Source organism: Odoribacter sp., from assembly GCF_985060555.1.
In genome coordinates this window covers 1-19,595 of the sequence record NZ_CFKYFN010000036.1, presented here as the reverse complement: position 1 = coordinate 19,595, position 19,595 = coordinate 1, and the positions used below count along the sequence as shown (strand labels likewise).

The window sequence follows — 19,595 nt, the reverse complement described above, 5'->3', positions numbered from 1 at the left end:
ATGGATACATTATTTAAAATAACTGCGGTTCTTGGTGCATTAGCCTGGATGCCACAAATTATTAAATGGATTGTGAGTTGGCTTAGGAAACCCAAACTTAATATTATTTGCGATAATGAAGCCCAAGTTGGTTATATCGCATTTGGCTCCGTTCTAAATGTGAATTTATCATTCATTTCAAAGCATAAATCTTCCTTGGTAGAGAATATGGAGTTAATAATCAAGGATAATAATAATTCTACGTATAATCTTAATTGGGCTTGGTATGGAGAAACCTATTATGAGCTAAAAGCACCATTTGCATCTGCAACGATGGGTAAACAGCAGAAAGCTATAGCTTTTGTTTCATATAGGGATGCGTTGGTTGAAAAACTTGTAGGATTCCAATCGGTATATTTTAGAGAGAAGAAAAAAGAGTTGATCAATAAAATTAATCAGCTGATTGAAAATCAAAAATATACAGGAAATATAAATGTGGATACTATAAAACAATCAAGTGAATACATCGATTTAATGCGATTGTGTGATGACTCTATAATATGGAAGAAAGGAAGTTATACGGCATCATGCAAAGTTTATATAGCAGGCAATAAGTCTCCATTTATCTATAATTTTAAGTTTTCACTAACTGAAACAGATATTAGTAACTTAAAGAGCAACATTAAATTAGCGAAACTTATTATTGAGAAGTCTTATTTCCCTGATGAGAATAAAATTGAGGACAATTGGTTATGGGCAAGTCCTACAATAGAAAAGTTATAAGTATATATACTGAATTTACCGCATTTATGAGACGAATTAAAATATTCATAAGCAGTGTACAGAGTGAGTTCTCGAAAGAGCGAGCTATGCTTTGTCATTATATCCGAACAGATGTATTGTTGGGGAAATTTTTTGAACCTTTCATTTTTGAGGAGGTTCCAGCGAATGAGTATCCGATAAGTCATGTATATTTGAATGAGGTGAAACTATGTGATATATACTTGGGCTTGTATGGTAATTTGTACGGATATGAAGATGCAGAGGGTGTTTCACCGACAGAACGAGAATACGATTTAGCTGCGGAATTACATAAGAGCCGTTTAATCTATATCAAGAGCATTAATGAAGACGATAGGCATCCAAAAGAGACTGCTCTGATAAAGAAAGTGGAGCGTGATATTGTTCGCAAGACATTCGTGGATTTAGAAGGATTACGTACATCTGTATATGCATCATTGATTCGTTATCTTGAGGAAAAAGAATATATAAGATGGCGACCGTTCGATGCCTCATACGACAATGGAGCTACACTTGATGATTTGGATGAGGATAAAATACGTAGTTTTCTTCAAGTTGCCCGTTCAAAACGAAATTTTCCACTTTCGGTAGATACTCCCATAAAAGAGTTGCTTACTCATTTGGATTTGATTGATGAAAACGATAGGATTGCCAATGCTGCAATTCTGCTTTTCGGCAAGAAACCTCAGAAATATTTCATACCTTCAGAAGTTAAATGCGTTCAGTTTTATGGTAATGTGGTGAGAAAGCCTATGCCAGCATATCAGATTTATCGTGGAGATGTATTTGAATTGGTGGATCAATCAACGAGTTTTGTAATGAGTCGTGTGAATAATTGGGTGGGTACTCGTGATGAAGGAGAAACAGCATCTGTTCCAACTCATCCTGAATTGCCTATTGATGCAGTTAAAGAAGCGATTGTCAATGCCATTTGTCATAGAGATTATACGAGTAATGCAAGTGTTCAGGTGATGCTATTCCGGAATAGGCTGGAGATTTGGAATCCAGGACAACTACCGTATGGACTCACGGTGCAGAAACTTCAAGGACCTCATAAGTCTCTGCCGACTAATCCATTGATAGCCGATCCGATGTATTGGAAGGGGTATATCGAGAAGGTTGGTACTGGTACAGAAGATATTATTGAGAAATGTCGCGATTATGGGTTGAAGACACCGGAGTTTTACCAGGAGGAAGATTTCAGAGTAGTCATTTGGAGGACAGAAGAGCAAAGCGATCCAAAGCGATCCAAAGATGATCCAAAGATGATCCAAAGTGATCCAAAAGAAGTCGAAGACCTTATTGGACTGATAAAGAATAATCCTTCTATATCAAGGGCAGAACTTGCAAGAAGGCTTGATTTAAGTGAACGGCAAGTTCGTAAGATAATGGGGCAATTACGAGCAGATGAAAGGCTGACTAGAAAGGGAGGTAAAATAGGAGAATGGATAATAACTGATAAATAAGATAAAATAGCCAATCTCTTTGCCCTTTATATCAAAATACAATTTAAGGGACATTGTCTCGGATATGTGAATGGAACTACCGTACTTCACCTTAATAAAAAAGCATTGCCCGAATTTGAAATCAGAATACCCTCCGAATATGAGGCAAGAACGATGAACGACACCTTTGCCATTTTGAGCAAATGGCAAAGGTGTTACAAGAAAATGACAGGCCTATTTGCCTTCGTGACACACTTCTTCCGAAACTAATGTCGGGCAAGCTGAAAATCAAAGAGATAGAAGCTAAACTAGATGGTCAAACCAACTGCTAAATTCTCATTTATCTTTTTTTCCGCCTCCAGATTACCACTAAAACCAATAGTATCCCAACGATCAGCATCCCGGTAAATACAGGTTTCAGACCGATTAAGGTATTCCGGTTTTCTTGCGCCGGCTGATAAGAAGCCTCTTTTTTCAACACCACCGCATTCTGCCTATGTTCGGTTTGCACTTCCCGGGTCCTGTCCAATTGTTCCTGATATACTTCACGACCATTTTCAGGTATATGAGAAATTACAAATTTCTGCAATTTCTGATTATCGCATACAAATCCGGAACAGGCCGGTCCATGCTCACTGATAAACCGGACATGCAAGCCGGATATTTCCTTCAATTGCTCCTCCGTTGCTTTCCAGTATCCTTTCCGTGCTGTTTCTAACATCACTGCTGTAATCTCCTGCAACGCTGCCGGATTTTCCGCTTCAAAAAAACGGTGTATCCCCAGATTGAACTCATCTTTTACATACACTTGATAGATACGATCCCAAATATCGTTTCCTATCACCGAAGGCTTCATCACATTCCATCCGAAAGTATTCCGGATCGTTTCACCAAAAAGAGCGGCCGACGAAGCTCCTCCTTTCATTTTTTCACGAATATACTCAGGATTAAAAAGAGTAGTACGTCCTTCTACCCCTATCGCCTCTTTCAGGTCCTGCACGCGCATGTGGTTCCTGTTCCGGTAGTCACTCAAATAAGTTTCCGGATCCTTACCCGTAACCTGCCTTATCGTAAGATTCAGACCACCCATAAACTCATAAACATGATCCAAACTCAAAGCTCCCCATGTATTACTCTGACGGGGTTGAACGACCACATCCGCATCATGTAGAGCCGCTTCAAAAACCTCTTTACCATACTTACCCCAGGCTTTACCGTCACTGTACATCATCCCCATATTCGAAAGATAACGGGCAGCAATCTCGGATTCCTTTTCCCAGGCATCCCCTTTTTCCACCAATCCCGTGATTCCCGTTCCATAACCGGCTCCACCGAAAACACGTACTGTCGACAGTTCACGGGCTTCTTTCGGAGAGAAACCTTTTTCCAACAAAATTCTTTCTGATTCTACCGTTCCTTCCGACACATAATTCCCGCAAGTGTCATTTTCCGACTGAGCCACCATTTTCACAGCCTTAGTCAATAATTCCAAACGGGAAGCAGCCACATCACGTAATTGTCCGGAGGTCTGAACCACAACGTCTATCCTCGGCCGACCCAGTTCAGCCGATGGAATCAAACGCAGATCTGTCACACGATTCATTCCGTCACGAACAGGGGCAACCCCCAACATATACAAAGCCTGAGCCAAAGTCGCTCCCTCAGTTTCGATAAACTCCCCCGCCCAAAAAGTGTAACTGACTTTACGCGGATATTCACCATGCTTACGATAATACCGGTCGAGCGTGGACTTGGCCAACGCCTTCCCTTCGTCCCAGGCCCTCACACCGGGTGTTGCTTCGGCATTAATACCGAAGAGATTACGCCCGGTCGGCAGTGTATTCGGATTACGCACAGCATCCCCTCCCGGCGACGGAGCTATAAATCCACCGTTCAACGCATTCAACAACGAACGCATTTCCCGTTCCGGAGACTCACGCAATTCCTGTACATACTGTTGTATATTTTCAGCTGTCCGCTCAATCTCCCCAACCGCCTGTGCAAATTCTTTTTCTTCCGCCGGAACTTCCGGCATCTCCGCTTTTTTCCCTTCCGCTTCCGCCTTTTTCCGGGCTTCAATCCTTTTTTTCACCCAATCCGGCATCTTACCGACTTTCGGAATTCCGGCCGGCATTTTCATTCCTCCCTCACTTTTTTTCACGCCTTCGGAAATATTATTACCTGCTTCCGAAGCCATCGCCATCATCTCACTCATCGACAATTGCCGCGGACTTACAGCCATTTCCGTCGCTTTCGCCCGCATCACATCTTCCATATTCACCCCCAACTCCCCGAGCGACAAATTGCTGCCAGTCCGTAGTGCCTTTCTCACCAACTGACGGGAATCTGACAAATAGTATCTGGATATAAACACATTATCATTATATTGTTCCGGTGTAATTTTCCCTTTCTGCCGGTCAAGCCGGGCCAGACTATAGGCCAGTGGCTCGGCACTCATGGCAACGACAGTCTCCTCCATTTCTTTCCCGGCATACACTTGCCCCATTGTATAAAGCTTGCCCGTCATCTTTTCATTGGCAATTTCTTCGGCAAAACTCTCTACCTGCCGAATTTCCTGCTCTGTACTCGGTATAGTAATCACACTATCCAGCTGCAAATCATGATGTAATCCCAATGCAACCACCTTCTGCTTAATCTGCAATGCCACCTCCTGTCGTTGCGCTTCCGAAGTCCGGTCGTAACGAGAAATCAAGTCGAAAAGTTCTTCATACTGTCCGCGTGTACGGCTCTCCATAAACGGAGGTGTCAGATAAGACACCAGTGAAGCATACGTCCTTCGCCTGGCTACGATCCCTTCACCCACATTTGCAATGGTATAATAATAAAAATGCGGTAAAGTTCCTACCATCCGGTCTGACCAGTCCTCCCGCGACAGAGCGGCCTGCTTACCCGGCGTAAATTCCAGGCTACCATGCGTTCCGAAATGGATTAAGGCATCCGCTTTAAATCCGTTCTGAATCCAAAGGTAAGGAGCCATATAAGCATGAGGTGGTGCCACCTTTGCACCATGTACAATCTTAAACTCATCATCCCCGGATGCCGCAGGTGGCTGTGGCATTAAAACCACATTTCCAAAATGCAGACAAGCAAATGCCAAAGCCGGTTCACCATCTTGTTCCCCAACCATATAACTACCGGGAGCCTCTCCATAACGCTCCACCACCTCCGCATATTTTTCCGGAGTCAACACCTTTTGCGCCCACGCTTCATAATCCGATTTTTTTATCCACTCAGGATGTCCCGTCGCCATAAACTCCGCAATCCGTCCCTTCGCATAACTACCGAAAACACTACCTTCCCGTTGGAGCATCGCCTCGAATTCCTTTTCCGTTTCCGGAATACCCTCTACTGTATAACCTTCCGCTTTCAACCGTTTCAGCAATTCATACAACGAAGGTGCCACTTCCAACCCTGCTGCTGTCAGAGCACTCTGTCCCGGTCCCTTCAGATAAACAACAGCAATACGTTTATCCCGGTTTGGCATCCGCTGTAATTTCACCTGCCGGCAAATTGCTTCTACCAAATCATCTACCCGGTCATCCACCGGCACAAACTGATAATATCCGTTTTCATCGGCATCCTGAACCGACAATACCTCCGGACGCCCTCCTCCGTCAATTTCCGGCAGCACGACACTAGCCGAAAGATAACTACCTGTCAACCCACGCGGATCAGCTTCCCACTCCTGCCGTTTTTGCAGCAAAGTCAATGGACAAAACAAAGGGATATTCCGCTCCTCAAGCCACTTCACTGCCCGATCGCCTCCCAAACGTCCCATCGGCAAATAAATCACGGCATCCGGTGATACTTCTTTCAACATTTCCAACCGTTTCCGCGCCGCATGAATCGGATAAACGTTCATTCCGGCACGCTCCAAACGGCGAATCAAGGTATCTACATTTGCCCGGTTACCGCTCAAAGGTGAAGTCATCCCGGAAACAAGAGCTACGGAAGGCGCTCCTTCCTTGTAAAAACCATGCTCGCGACAATAGCTCTTGTACCCGTTCAAGTCCGTGAAAAAATTTTCCTCACCCAAATGCCAGTAATAATCAGAAGGCAAATGCACCGGTCTGTCTACTGCCGGCGCAAACCACTTCCGCCGGTCCAATGCCGTCCGGCAGAAACCCAGTAAATTCTTATAATTCGTTTTATTTCCATTCCCGTAATAATCACCGATCAACTCCTGCTGTAAACTATCTACATGATGGTTTGCAATAACTCCCGATGGAAAAATCAGTGTATAAACCGCCGTTCCCTTAGCTCCCGCCGCCTCAATATCCGCCGCCTGATCACCATTCAGCCGCAACCCCGGTCCGAAAAACAAAGCTACATCATAGCGGCCTATTTTTGCGGCCTCCTCTACTGTCAGCACATCCACCCGTACCCACCGGCTTTCGTTCGCCAACGCAATACTCGATGCCTGATAAGCGGGGAAATTAACCAGAGCCACCCGTGTCGGCGAAACATAGCGGATATAAACCGCCCACAAACAACACAATACGACAACCCCGGCAACCACCCGCCGCACCGTTCTACGATGCTTATATATCCCTGACTTTAAACTCATAACACACTACATTTATAAATTAAGAGTATCCCCGATAAATCATCTCTACCGGGGACTAATCATACTACTATCTAATAACCACTTTAACGTGCAGGATAAACAAATTCAAAAATAATCTGACTACTTCCGTAAGAACGCATAATCAGTTTTGCTTTCGTTGTTCCGTCGGCACACAGGATACCGAATACATTGTTATTGTACTCATATCCCCCTCCCATACCTGCTACATAAAACCACGTTCCTTCCACCTCATGGCATACAAAAGCCGGATTGATGGCTGTTTCTATCTCTTTCTGCGAAGACATCGGACTATTCTGTATGGTAGCTGTTTTATCCTTCTCATACCCGCTGGTCGGCAGATTGGGCACATCGTCGAACTCCGTCTTATTCATGTCCAAGGCTCCGCCATTACCTTTGCAACCTTCCCCGCTGTTCGTCCGGATATAATTCCGGTCAAAAGCGATATCCCACTCCAAACTTTCAGCAGCTTCCTCGTCTGTCATATCAACAAGCTCTCCCTTAGCAAAAGAATAATAATGCCACCGGTGGCCGCCCATATAATTGCTTACCACCGTATCTTTCGTCACGCCTGCCGGAGCGGGCTCTTCCGGTTGTTCCGGCTCTTTCGGCTGTTCGATATCGGCATCCTGCTCTCCGTCATAAATATAACGGAAAGTTATATGTCCGCTGTTTCCCATTTGATCTTTGTAGGTATCGAAAATCACCTTAGCACAATTTTGTCCGTCTGCCGACCGGAAAATGAAAACATGATGGTTATAATACCAGACGCCTTCCATATATTTATACCATGCCCAACTATTAGATCCCTCACACTCTATCTCCGGATTATAAGAATCCTTACCATTCTTTCCCATCGTAGTCATAATACTCAAAGAATCGTCTACTGTAAAAGCTGCATTTTTGTCAACAGTAACAGCATCAAAACCGGTTTCTTCGGAATCGATACATCCTCCTTTACCTTTACCTGAAGTCCCGCTGTTCGTTTTCACATAATAACGGTTGAAAGCGACATCCCAATCCAAACTTTCATTAGGTTTTGCCGGAGTTTCTATAAAATTTCCTTTCTTAAAAGAGAAATATTTCCATCCACTTGCATAATCATTGGAAAAAAAAGTACGGGTTCTTTCCCCCTCAGTCGTTTCGCCGCCCGGTAATGTTTTTTTCTTATCATCATCGCAAGCGACAGCAGCCAACGCCAATACAACGCAGGCCCACTTCATCAAATTCAGTCTTAAATTCATGCTCTTCATTTTATTGATTAATTAGAAAACTATTTATCAAAAACGTAATATCAACGAACCGAAAAACCGCCGTCCCGGGTCGTAAATAATACTCGTATCGACGAAATCGAACAGATTATCGACACCACCGGTCACCGACAGACGCATATATTTCCATGTCCAGGGTGTATATTGCGCCGTCAGTTTCCACATCGTATAACCCGGTTTGGTCCGGGTGGTAATCACCTCCACTTCCTGCCCGGAATCATCTGTTTCTGTCCGTCTGCTCTTGGAGATTCGCTTCGAATCCCAGCGTCCGGACAAGGTTACAGCCCCTTCGTGTTTTAACAATTTACCATGCAGCGAAGCACTCCAATTCATCGCATGTTTCGAGTTACCGGACAATTGCAATCCAGTCTCCTTATTCAAAGCATCACAGAAAGCATAGGATGTCCGTAAAAGCAATGCCGATACCGGATAATACGTTGCTGTAGCCTCCGCCCCCCGGATACGTACCCCCTTGACATTTTCATAACGAAGCTCTGTCCCCAATTCTCCCGGCTTCGGATCCTCTATATCCACATTATAACTATTGATCTTATTGTCCACCGTATTTTGATACAACTCAGCCGTCAACATCAACCGTCCCTGCCAGGTATATTCACCGGAAACCGAAAAATAATCGGAATGTTCCGCTTTCAGATCGGGATTCCCGATATTATGCGACACGCTTCCCATATTAAAATCCGAATACAACTCTGTCAGGCCCGGAGTCTTGAATCCCCGGCTGTATCCTGCCCGGATCTTGAAATTACCCGGAGAATACATCAGATTTATTTTCGGTGTAAAGGCACTCCCGAATTCGGAATTGTGTGTATAACGGAATCCGCCAATCACCTCCAGCCGATCGGTAATCATCCAGTCGGCTTGCGCAAACAGATTGGCATCGTCCATATCCCGGATCGTTTTTTCTTTACCATACTGCATTTTATTATAGTTTTTCGTCCCGTTCCATTCGAACCCCTTAACGATCACCAAATTGTCCCAAGGCTTAAATTCATCCACCAAACGGACGGTCTGCTCGTGTGACCAGGCGTTCGTGCTATCCGGAAGGTAGAGAAAATCATATACTGTCTTACGTGTATAAAAATCTCCTGCATAAGTACCGTACAATTTATAGCGGTCATTAAAAGCATGTTCGGCGTTCACCTGTAGTGTTTTGGTCAGACTACGGTAATGTGTCGGCGCAGTACTTTCCCAGGGATTTTCCACTTCACCCCAATACAACGAACCTTTCACCGTGATGCGGGAATACTGGTTATTCCAACCCAATTTCTCTTCGATGGTCATATGGTGAGAAGGATTTTCTGTAAAAGATTCCGGAGTTTCCGGTGTCAGGTCATATCCATCCGAAGAAGTACGATTGAAAAGTGTCTGAGCGTAAAATCCTTTGTATTTCATCCCCACTCCGGCATCTAATTGCAAATCGTTGTACTTTCCATAACGCACCTTCGCCCAGCCTTCCAGCGGACGTTTCGGTATATCCGTGATGATATTGATAACCATCCCCATCGCGCTCGATCCATACAAGGCCGAAGCAGCTCCCTTCAATACCTCGATTTTTTTGATATTGGCAGTCGTCAACCGGTCGAAATCGATCGGTCCGCCCGGTGTCGTCGACAAACGTTCTCCGTCTACCAGGATCAAAATATAACTGTTTTCCAACCCCTGTACCTGAATATTATTTCCACGAGGATCGGTATTAAAACGCAAACCGGGAATATTATACTCCAACACATCGATCATACTCTCGAAATCGTTCCGTTGCAATACTTCCGATGGCACAATCCGTGTCATTACCGGCGTTTCAGCCACCGTTTTTTCCGTTCGCGTACCCGTTACCGTCACCTCATCCAGGTTCAGCAGGCTTTTCTTCAGCCGAACGACCAGATTCCCGGTGACATCCGATTCCAATACCAGTGTCTTCGTCTCGTATCCCACAGAACGCACTGTTAATTCAGCAGGCTGATTCACAGGCACTTCTACCTTGAAATAACCCTTCATGTCACACACCGTTCCCCAGCCCAAACCAGTTACACTAATCGTCGCCAGCGGAATCCCATCACCGGTATTTTCATCAACCACCTGTCCGGACACCTTTGTCATCCGAACCGCACTCTCCGGGATCTCCGGTGCTACGGACTGCTGTCCGGATAGCGGAATCCCCCACAGCATAAGCACACCGCCTATGACCCACAAAAACTTTTTCATGTCTATATTTTGTTGAATAAACACGACACCCATCAAGCAACGGGCATTTACTCTACCTCTTGATTTGTATCCGTCATTGTTAATAAAAACAATAGCTGTTTATGTTCTTCATTCATTGTTCTTGATCCACGAAAACAATAAAGATTGTCCGATTCCGGCAGGTTTTCTGACTTTCTCCGTCTACCTCGCCTTCCCGGACAATCTCCAGTGGCATAAGGTGAGTAGATATTTCCAACAATATGGAAAGAGATTACAGCAACGGGCATTGTTCCGGATTTTCACCGGATTCCCTCACATTTCATACAGAAAATATGAAATTCACCAAAATCGATGTGAAGATATAATATTTTACAATGAATTTCTTGAAAAATAAGTTAAAATTTTTATTCCGGTATATAGATAATTTCTCCATTTTCTAATTCGTAAGCAATCCCTATTTTCTTTCCCTTCTTTCCAACTTCTCCCTCACTGTCAGATGGTTTATACCGATTTATTTTTTCCCCTTCTTTGGTAATGATCTCCATATTTTCTTTTCCCGGATTTTTTACAATTGTAAAATCATCCTTCGAAAAGATCTCTGTCATATTAAACTTGGTGACCAAAGCCACCATCAGCGCTACAGCAAATACCATAGCGACATCGAACAGATTAGACAGCATCCCTACAGGATCATGTTCCTCCCGATGATTAAAATGCCGGCGACTCATCGGATCTCCTCCTTTCCTGCCTGTTCCTCAAGCCTTCCGGCCAATCCCGCCAAAAAATCCAGATTCAACAGATCCCGGTCGATCCACCGTTGTTTCACTTGTAACAAAATATAACCTATCCCACCCGAAAATAATCCGATAACAGTAGTTGCAAAAGCAACCTGCATATTATAAGCCATCGATGCCACATCCCCGGTGGAAAGTCCCACCAAGGCCGGTCCCATAGGGATTAAAGTACCCATCAATCCCAGAATCGGACCAAATTTCGTCAGATTTTTTGCCATATTCAAACGGGCACTTTCCTGTATTTCATATCCGCCGATCAGACGATCCCGGTGAATGGAAGTCATCCCGTCAGCCAACAACTTCCGGGCGGTAAAGACAAAAGGAGTCGGTTGCATTTTCCCCAAATCCGTCCGAAATCCATACACCTCCTCTTCAGCCATATTTTCCAACTTTTCATTCAAATCCCGTTCTGTTTTTTTACGTTCGAGATATTCCCCGTAAACTCCCCCTAAAAGAAACAAAGCCCGGATAAAAAAATATAACAAACCTACAATGACAGGTACCAACAAACCGTTAGAGATCCAAAACAATACATTCGAAATATTTTCCATGATTTAAAGATTTATATTCTGAATTTCATTTTTTACACTTCCGCCATTTCCACAGGATAAAACCTCCGAAAATCAAAAATAACATTACTCCGGCAACTTCAAGCGTCTGCCTCCAATCCGCCGTCCGGATGGCAGGAACCACTTGTATCGAAGGATGCAAGACCGTACACACCACAATCCCTGCCAAAAGAAATAAAGCCAAAAGAACGGTCAATTCCAAACGCAGCTCCACCTCAGGCAACAACTTCTTTACTCCCCAGGTTCCCCCGCTCACTATACCCAAAATACAAACACCGAACAGACCTGTCCCTTGTCCGAAACTCAGGCCAGGAAACCAATAAAAAAAAGAGAAATGAAGATAAAATAAGACAGGGAAAATAATTACCGGTGGACAATACAATAGCATTTTTTCCCAAAACTTCAGAGAACCGCCGAACCGGTATTGCATAGCAACCCGGCATTGAAAAGCAGTCAGTAAAAGATCCGCCATAGCCCACAGGGAAAGATCCAGTAAAGAATCATAATCAGAAATCCACCGGTCAAAGACAGGCTTTCCCAGTTCTATGACACAATCATGGACTGAAACGATAAAAACCACACATATGCAACCAAATACTAAAACACACCGTTTCCCGGGCCACAAACTCATCACCCACACCGACTTTACCAGTGCCAATATTGCTAAAAGCAAGAGGATATGTTCCATATAAAATTCAAAAACAATATAGTCGCATCAATTAAATCTTACAGACAAACTGACATAAAACGAACGACCGGGATTCAAAGTCGAGTAATTACTATTCCAGGGGCGGTCGTCGACTTTGTCGAAAAGATTTTCCACCCCGAACCCCGGTTCCAATACCACCGATTTCAAGTTAAAAGAATGCCGGGTATTCAGATCCCATTGTGAAAAACCGGGAGCAGGATCGTAATAATAGGTCTTAGAGTAGCGCCCTTCCTGGATGCGACCGTTAAGGTTGACATTCAGATGATATAATCCCCAGCGGTGTCCCCAGCGGGCATTGGCCGTCCAGACATTTTTCACACTTTTATCGATCGGTTCCTGAGTTGTCTTATCTTCGGTATCCATAAAATGATAACTTCCCCCCACCGAAAAACCGGCTCCGGCATATACATTCAATACTGCTTTTACCCCTTTTACCTCAGCCCGGCTTATATTATCCCGCTGTTGGGCCTCATTGTGTTTACCATACCCCAACTGTTCGGCTATAGCCGGATCGATTCCCCGGTAGTTGATCATATCCCGGATTTTATTGATATATCCGGATACAGAAAACGAAATTCTATTGTGTACGTATTCTGCATTCAGCATAAAATAATCACTTTTCTCGGATTTCAGGTTAAAATTAGGAATCGTCACCATATCCGTCGTTTTCGCCACATCCGTGGCATACAACTGGGATAAGGTAGGAGTCCGGAAACCGGAAGCATAAGATGCCCTGAAATTCAGGTCGCCCCACTTATAACTCAAGACAACATTGGGAGTAGCATAGTTTTTAAAAAATTCGTTATAGATATACCGCAACCCGACCACAGCCTGAAAATTCTTCCACAACCGGATTTCATCCTGCAGGAAAAGAGCCATCGTATACATATTTTCCCCATCCAGATCATCGGTAGCACTCATCAATGTCTCTTTCACATACTCCATACCCACAGAAAATTTTTGTGCCTGTCCGAGTTTAAAAATACCTTTTAACGAACCATTGTAATAATGTACTTTTTTCCGGGTATCTTTCCCCCGGGAAGCTTCTCCGGGCTTACTGACCGAGTCGTAACGCGAAGTGAAATTATCGGAATAAAAATCGGCATCGATATAAGCAGATTTATTGATCATATATTTAGCTCCTGCGCCATAAGTATACGTTTCATGCTCCATATTGTATTTATACACCGATGCCGGCCGATCGTTCTCCCAATTATAATACGTACCCCTTATCCCCAGGGTGAGACGATCGTTCACCGCATAGGTAAAACGTTGATTCACTGTATTGGAATAAAAGGCTGTCGAAGCTTCCTTATCCGTTGCCTTGTCTTTTTCCGGATTACGATATTTCCGTTTTGTCTCTTTATCCGTCGCATAAGCAGCCTCCAAAGCATTCAATTGCCATCCGTCGGCCTGCAAGCGTTGATAGGAGGTATACGAACCGAATTTACCCCGGTTAAAATCTGCATTCACAGCCTCCGAGAAACGCCCCTTACTCCCATAACGGGTATCACTGGAAACCTGCATCACATTCTTCGCATCGTCGGTAATAATATTGATCACCCCTCCTATCGCATCGCTTCCATAAAGCGCCGAGGCAGCACCGTTCAAAATCTCGACCCGCTTGATGTTAGCGACATTGATACGGGAAATCCGGTCATCCCCGGCCAGCCGGCGCCCATTTTCCAACACCAGTATATAATCGTCATTCAGGCCGTTCAAACTCATGGTTGTCCCCATACCGCTCGTCACAAAAGCAAACGAAGCATTCATCTTAGTCAATACTTCTTCCATGGTCGAGAGGTTGGCTTCCCGGATATCCTGAGCCGTAATAACCGATACCGGCACCGGGCTGTCTTTCATCCGCCGGTGTGTTCCCGTTCCGGTGACTACAACCTGACCGATATTGATGTAGCTGTTTTCCAATTGCACAACGACCTGGCTTTCCCCGCTCTTTACCGTAACCGATCTGGGAGCATAACTGACATGAGTCACCCGCAACTCATGGGTTCCTTCGGGCAGATTCCGAAGGACAAACTCTCCTTTAGCATTGGTCGAACAACCCGCAAGACTATGGTCTACCCGGATATTGGCACCATCTACCGGATTCCCGGATTCAACACTCACCACTTTACCGCTGATAGTCGTTTGCGACCATACCTGACCAATGACAAACAACAAAACGCTTGTCAGCGCACACCACTTTTTCATTAATCGATAGAAAATTAGACATTTAACGATCACATTTCTGACCCCGGGAATGCTTATTTTCTGTATAATTCCGGCAGGTTTCCTGACTTATCCCTGAAAAGCGACCTTCCCATCCTCCATTGGACAGTGGCATAAGAAACTTATCAATTACGGGATTCACAGTAGCGGGCACTATTCCGGATTCTCACCGGATTCCCTTTTATGTAACGGATGAAATCTATTACATCACCAAAATTGTGACAAAGGTAGAAAAAATTAAAAAAATCTCCTGCAACAAACCGGGAAATTATTCAATGAACTACCGGGATACGCCCAGGAAGCCTACGACTCAGGAACGACAGTCGAACCGAATCCGGTCTTGTTAAAAGCGAAACACCGGTAAAAAAAGAGATGGCGTTTTATATTATTCTCCTATTACTTCGGGCACGTGTTTGTTATTTTATTTGCATGTGTTATTTTTGTAGTTATGAAATGGTTATTATGAAAAATTTATTTAGAACAGTCAGCGTGATTGCTTTAGCCGGCTGGTTTTTAGCGTGTTCAGAGAGAAAGAGTGAGGCGTGTTACGAAATTATTCCTGCCCTGCTGGAAATCCGGGAGAATTTTTCAGGCGGGGAATTCGTGTTGGATGATGGCGTGTGTATTGTTTACCCGGGAGAGAACGAGGCAATGCGCCACAACGCTTTGTTTCTGGCGGATTACCTGAAAGCGGCTACCGGACGGGATTACCGGGTGGAAACCGGTTCGCGCGGGAAGAAAAATGTAACGTTACAATTAGATTCGAGTATTAAAAATCCGGAAGGGTACCGTGTGAATGTGTCTGCCAGCGGAGTAGTGATTGCCGGGGCAAGTGAGGCAGGCGTATTCTATGGCATACAAACGTTGCGCAAGGCTATCCCTGTAAAGGCGAACAGTGTTCCCGTATTAACCGCTGTCGGGATAGAAGACGAGCCGCGTTTCGGTTACCGGGGGGTACATCTCGATGTGTGCCGCCATTTTTTCACGGTAGACGAGGTGAAGAAGTTTATCGATATGATGGTTTTGCATAACATGAACCGATTACATTGGCATATTACCGACGACCAGGGATGGCGCATCGAGATAAAGAAATATCCTGAGTTGACAACAGTAAGTTCCCGTCGCACGGAAACGGTGATCGGGCATAATAGCGGTAAATATGACGGTAAGCCGTATGGCGGTTTTTACACGCAGGAGCAAGCACGGGAAATAGTGGACTATGCCGCCGAACGCTATATTACCGTGATCCCCGAGGTCGATTTGCCGGGACATATGCAGGCGGCATTGGCCGCGTATCCGTATTTGGGGTGTACCGGAGGTCCGTACGAAGTGTGGAGAATGTGGGGAGTGTCCGAAGAAGTGCTTTGTGCAGGGAACGACAGCGTGTTGACTTTTATCGATGACGTATTGACAGAAATTATGGAGATTTTTCCTTCCGAGTACATTCACGTAGGAGGAGACGAGTGCCCCAAGGTGAGATGGGAAAAATGCCCGAAATGTCAGGCCCGTATCAAAGCATTGGGTATCAAAGGTGACGACAGGCACACGAAGGAGGAATATTTGCAGAGTTTTATTATTTGCCACGCGGAGAAATTTTTAAATGAACACGGGCGCCGGATGATCGGCTGGGACGAAACACTGGAGGGCGGTTTGGCCCCGAATGCCACGGTGATGTCCTGGCGCGGGGAAGGTGGAGGTATCGAGGCCGCACGCCAACATCATGATGTGATCATGACTCCGGACACTTACTTGTATTTCAATCATTACCAGAGCAAGGATACCGAGGAAGAACCGGAAGCGAATGGAGGTTACTCCCCGCTAGCACACGTGTATGGTTACGAACCCATACCTTCAATGCTCACTTCTGACGAGCAGAAGTTTATCAAAGGCGTGCAGGCGAACCATTGGACGGAATATATCACCACTTTCCCGCAATTACAATACATGGCTTTACCGCGCTGGGCGGCTCTTTGCGAAATTCAGTGGAGCCAACCGGAGAAGAAAGATTACGCTGATTTTCTAGAACGATTGTTGCGGCTGACTCGTTTGTACGATGCCCTGGGATATAATTACGCGAAGCATATATTCGATGTGACGGCAGATTATCGCGTTAACACGAAAAACGGGACGGTGGATATTTTCACGGGCACGATTGACGACGCACCGATTCATTATACGCTGGACGGGACGGAACCCACGGTTCAGTCGCCGGTGACGGCGGGGGTGTTGTCTGTCAGTCAAAGCGGAACGTTTCGGGCGATGGCGGTGCGTCCCTCAGGAAACAGCCGCGTAGTGACGGAAAAGATCACTTTCGGCAAATCGACTTGCAAGCCGATAGTCGCTAACCAGCCCATAAACGAGCAGTACAAGTTCAACGGAATCACGACTCTTGTCGATGGTTTGCAGGGGAATGGCAATTATAAAACGGGGCGTTGGATCGCTTTCCGGGGTAATGATATGGATGTGACGATCGATTTATGCCGGGTTGAGGAAATCTCTTCCGTGACATTTCACAATTGCGTAGAAAAAGGGGATTGGATATTCGACGTGCGTTCCGTGGCCATAGAGGTTTCGGAGGACGGGAAAAATTTTGAGCGCGTGTTTTTCGGGGAATACCCGGAGATGCAGGAATCCGACCGTAACGGATTGTACGTGCATAAGCAGACATTTGCCCCGGTGAAAGCCCGTTACATGCGGATTATGGCTTCTCCCGAGAATGTAATGCCCGATTGGCATCCCGGGAAAGGTTACCCGGCGTTTTTGTTTGTGGATGAAATAGTAGTGAATTAAAGAAAGATTCGGAAGATATGTCGTTTGTACGGAATCTGTTTTTCAGCGTGTTCCTGGGTGTCTGGGGAACATTGTCGGCACAGGAGGAAAGGGTGATTCCTGTCCCGAGGGAAGTACTCCCGGGAACAGGAGAGTTCCGTATATCGGAAGTTACGGCATGGCACACCAATCTGAGTGGAGCGGAGAAGGAAAGTTTAGTCAATTACGCGGCAGCGGAGTTATCTACGGGGAGACAAGAATGGCACGGAAAAGATCATACGGGCAAGGATGTCGTATTTTTTCAAAAAATATCCGATGCGGGCATTCATCCCGAAGGGTATGTTTTGGAAGTTAAACCGGAAATAGTGACGGTATCGGCCTCTACCGCAACCGGTTTGTTTTACGGTTTGCAGTCATTGCTGCAATTGATGAAGCCGGATGAACGGGGAGGCTGGACAGTTCCGGCGGTGACGGTTAAAGACTTCCCGCGGTTCGGGTACCGCGGATTCATGATAGATGTTTCGCGTCATTTCCGCCCGAAGGAGTTTGTCAAGAAGCAGATAGACGCTATGGCCCGTTATAAGTTGAACCGCTTGCATTTGCATTTGACGGATGCCGCCGGTTGGCGTATCGAGATCAAAAAATACCCGAGGCTCACAAGTTTTGCAGCGTGGCGCCCGGAAGCGGAATGGAAGAAATGGTGGAATACTGCCGATGGACGCAAGTATTGCGAGCGGGAGGATCCTGCCGCTCAAGGCGGGTATTACACGCAGGAGGATATCCGGGAGCTGGTGCGTTACGCGGCGGAACGCCATATCACGATAATTCCTGAGATAGAGATGCCTGCCCATTCGGAAGAGGTATTGGCGGCTTATCCCGGTTTATCGTGTGCGGGTGAACCTTATAAGGGGTCTGATTTTTGCGTGGGTAACGAGGAAACGTTTACTTTTCTGGAAAATGTACTTACCGAGGTGATGGCGCTTTTCCCGTCGGAATATATTCACATCGGGGGCGATGAGGCTGGCAAACAGGCATGGAAGAGTTGTCCGAAATGCCGGCGGCGGATGGCGGACGAGGAGTTGAAGAACGAGGATGAATTACAGAGTTATCTGATTTGCCGTGTGGAGAAGTTTTTGAACGGCCACGGGCGTAAGTTGTTGGGATGGGACGAGATCATGGAAGGCGGGTTGGCTCCGAATGCCACGGTGATGGTGTGGCGGGGCGAGGAAGGCGGAGTAAGGGCCGTGAAAGCCGGGCATCGTGTCGTGATGACTCCCGGAAAATTTTGTTATCTGGATAGTTACCAGGATGCACCGCAGTTTCAGCCGGAAGCAAGCGGGGGGTATTTGCCACTGGCTAACGTGTATTCGTATGACCCGGTATCTCCCGCGTTCACAGAGGAAGAGGCGAAATTGATTTATGGCGTGCAGGGCAATTTGTGGGCGGAGTATATCCCTACCGATGAACATTACGAATATATGGCTTATCCCCGTTTGTTGGCTATCGCTGAAGTGGCGTGGAGTGAACCTGCCAACAAGTCATATCCTGATTTTCGCAGGCGGGTATGCCGGGAGATCGGATGGTTGCGTGACCGGGGGTACCATCCTTTTCCCCTGGAGCAAGAGTTAGGGGAACGTCCCGAAGCAAAGGAAAAGGTCGTTCATTTGGCATTGGGGAAACCGGTGGTGTACAATGCTCCTTATAACGAACATTACAAAGCGCAGGGGGATAAGACCCTGACGGATGGCATCCGCGGGGGATGGACGTATTCCGATGGCGCGTGGCAGGGATTTATATCGCGGGACCGCCTCGATGTAACTATCGACCTGGGGAAAGCCATTTGCATAACTTCCGTGGAGGCAACTTTTATTCAAGTGGTGAATCCCGAGGTGTTTTTGCCGTGCGAAGTGATCGTTTCTTTCTCGACAGACGGGAAGAATTTCGTGGAAGCGAAGCGAGAGGAATACAAGGTATCGAAAGAAAAACCGGTCTGCTTTGGAAACTTCGGTTGGACAGGATGTGCCTCGACCCGTTACGTGCGTTACCAGGCCCGTTCGGACAAGGATTTACGCGGTTGGTTGTTCACGGACGAAATCATCGTGAAGTAAAAATGAATCACTATCTATTGCGGAAAATATGCATACATCTCAATTTCTCATCGGTGCAGCTTCGTCGGGCAGCGGAAAAACCACTTTCACGCTGGGATTATTGCGTGCGCTGA

The 19,595-nt window shown here is 45.8% G+C and carries 11 protein-coding genes and 2 riboswitches; of the genes, 4 read left to right on the top strand and 7 right to left on the bottom strand.

The genetic code is table 11. The features are described 5' to 3' along the window. Positions 1 to 762, top strand: a complete 762-nt coding sequence (locus AC5RDS_RS04410) for a hypothetical protein (RefSeq protein WP_022159591.1) — start codon at positions 1 to 3, stop codon at positions 760 to 762. 26 nt (positions 763 to 788) lie between these two features. Further along, complete coding sequence (locus AC5RDS_RS04405; RefSeq protein WP_013612620.1) at positions 789 to 2,246, top strand: DUF4062 domain-containing protein; 1,458 nt, start codon at positions 789 to 791, stop codon at positions 2,244 to 2,246. 319 nt (positions 2,247 to 2,565) lie between these two features. Here AC5RDS_RS04405 and AC5RDS_RS04400 read toward each other — a convergent pair whose 3' ends face one another. From AC5RDS_RS04400 to AC5RDS_RS04370, 7 genes are all read right to left on the bottom strand, one after another. Next, the gene (locus AC5RDS_RS04400; protein ID WP_494222225.1) at positions 2,566 to 6,813 is read right to left on the bottom strand and encodes a cobaltochelatase subunit CobN; all 4,248 of its coding nucleotides are present in this window, start codon (positions 6,811 to 6,813) and stop codon (positions 2,566 to 2,568) included. Positions 6,814 to 6,896: 83 nt separating this feature from the next. Further along, a complete protein-coding gene (locus AC5RDS_RS04395; RefSeq protein ID WP_049782911.1) occupies positions 6,897 to 8,075 on the bottom strand; it encodes an HmuY family protein in 1,179 nt (392 codons plus the stop codon). Positions 8,076 to 8,111: 36 nt separating this feature from the next. Beyond that, a complete protein-coding gene (locus tag AC5RDS_RS04390; protein ID WP_162609970.1) occupies positions 8,112 to 10,325 on the bottom strand; it encodes a TonB-dependent receptor in 2,214 nt (737 codons plus the stop codon). A 139-nt stretch (positions 10,326 to 10,464) separates the two neighbouring features. After that, a riboswitch (cobalamin riboswitch) is annotated at positions 10,465 to 10,666 on the bottom strand. A gap of 42 nt (positions 10,667 to 10,708) precedes the next feature. After that, entirely contained in the window at positions 10,709 to 11,032 is a 324-nt protein-coding gene (locus tag AC5RDS_RS04385; RefSeq protein WP_013612624.1) for a DUF2149 domain-containing protein, read from the bottom strand. After that, complete coding sequence (locus AC5RDS_RS04380) at positions 11,029 to 11,649, bottom strand: MotA/TolQ/ExbB proton channel family protein (protein ID WP_494222224.1); 621 nt, start codon at positions 11,647 to 11,649, stop codon at positions 11,029 to 11,031. Before AC5RDS_RS04380 ends, AC5RDS_RS04385 begins: the two co-directional genes overlap by 4 nt. A 25-nt stretch (positions 11,650 to 11,674) precedes the next feature. Continuing rightward, positions 11,675 to 12,355 carry an HmuT family protein gene (gene hmuT, locus AC5RDS_RS04375; RefSeq protein WP_013612626.1) on the bottom strand — a complete coding sequence of 227 codons (681 nt, stop codon included), beginning with the start codon at positions 12,353 to 12,355 and terminating at the stop codon, positions 11,675 to 11,677. A 27-nt stretch (positions 12,356 to 12,382) separates the two neighbouring features. Next, entirely contained in the window at positions 12,383 to 14,587 is a 2,205-nt protein-coding gene (locus AC5RDS_RS04370; RefSeq protein WP_013612627.1) for a TonB-dependent receptor, read from the bottom strand. A 55-nt stretch (positions 14,588 to 14,642) separates the two neighbouring features. Next, positions 14,643 to 14,835, bottom strand: a riboswitch (cobalamin riboswitch). 232 nt (positions 14,836 to 15,067) lie between these two features. On the opposite strand from AC5RDS_RS04370, the gene AC5RDS_RS04365 reads away from it, so the two are divergent. Together AC5RDS_RS04365 and AC5RDS_RS04360 are read left to right on the top strand one after the other, a co-directional pair. Then, entirely contained in the window at positions 15,068 to 17,395 is a 2,328-nt protein-coding gene (locus AC5RDS_RS04365; protein WP_494222223.1) for a glycoside hydrolase family 20 protein, read from the top strand. A 17-nt stretch (positions 17,396 to 17,412) separates the two neighbouring features. Continuing rightward, entirely contained in the window at positions 17,413 to 19,482 is a 2,070-nt protein-coding gene (locus AC5RDS_RS04360; protein WP_494222222.1) for a beta-N-acetylhexosaminidase, read from the top strand. The last annotated feature ends 113 nt before the right edge of the window (positions 19,483 to 19,595 follow it).

Excerpts from the sequence above, each read along its gene's own strand:
- AC5RDS_RS04410 (WP_022159591.1), top strand. The coding sequence starts at position 1 with ATGGATACATTATTTAAAATAACTGCGGTTCTTGGTGCATTAGCCTGG.
- AC5RDS_RS04405 (WP_013612620.1), top strand. The coding sequence starts at position 789 with ATGAGACGAATTAAAATATTCATAAGCAGTGTACAGAGTGAGTTCTCG.
- AC5RDS_RS04400 (WP_494222225.1), bottom strand. The coding sequence starts at position 6,813 with ATGAGTTTAAAGTCAGGGATATATAAGCATCGTAGAACGGTGCGGCGG.
- AC5RDS_RS04395 (WP_049782911.1), bottom strand. The coding sequence starts at position 8,075 with ATGAATTTAAGACTGAATTTGATGAAGTGGGCCTGCGTTGTATTGGCG.
- AC5RDS_RS04390 (WP_162609970.1), bottom strand. The coding sequence starts at position 10,325 with ATGAAAAAGTTTTTGTGGGTCATAGGCGGTGTGCTTATGCTGTGGGGG.
- AC5RDS_RS04385 (WP_013612624.1), bottom strand. The coding sequence starts at position 11,032 with ATGAGTCGCCGGCATTTTAATCATCGGGAGGAACATGATCCTGTAGGG.
- AC5RDS_RS04380 (WP_494222224.1), bottom strand. The coding sequence starts at position 11,649 with ATGGAAAATATTTCGAATGTATTGTTTTGGATCTCTAACGGTTTGTTG.
- hmuT (WP_013612626.1), bottom strand. The coding sequence starts at position 12,355 with ATGGAACATATCCTCTTGCTTTTAGCAATATTGGCACTGGTAAAGTCG.
- AC5RDS_RS04370 (WP_013612627.1), bottom strand. The coding sequence starts at position 14,587 with ATGAAAAAGTGGTGTGCGCTGACAAGCGTTTTGTTGTTTGTCATTGGT.
- AC5RDS_RS04365 (WP_494222223.1), top strand. The coding sequence starts at position 15,068 with ATGAAAAATTTATTTAGAACAGTCAGCGTGATTGCTTTAGCCGGCTGG.
- AC5RDS_RS04360 (WP_494222222.1), top strand. The coding sequence starts at position 17,413 with ATGTCGTTTGTACGGAATCTGTTTTTCAGCGTGTTCCTGGGTGTCTGG.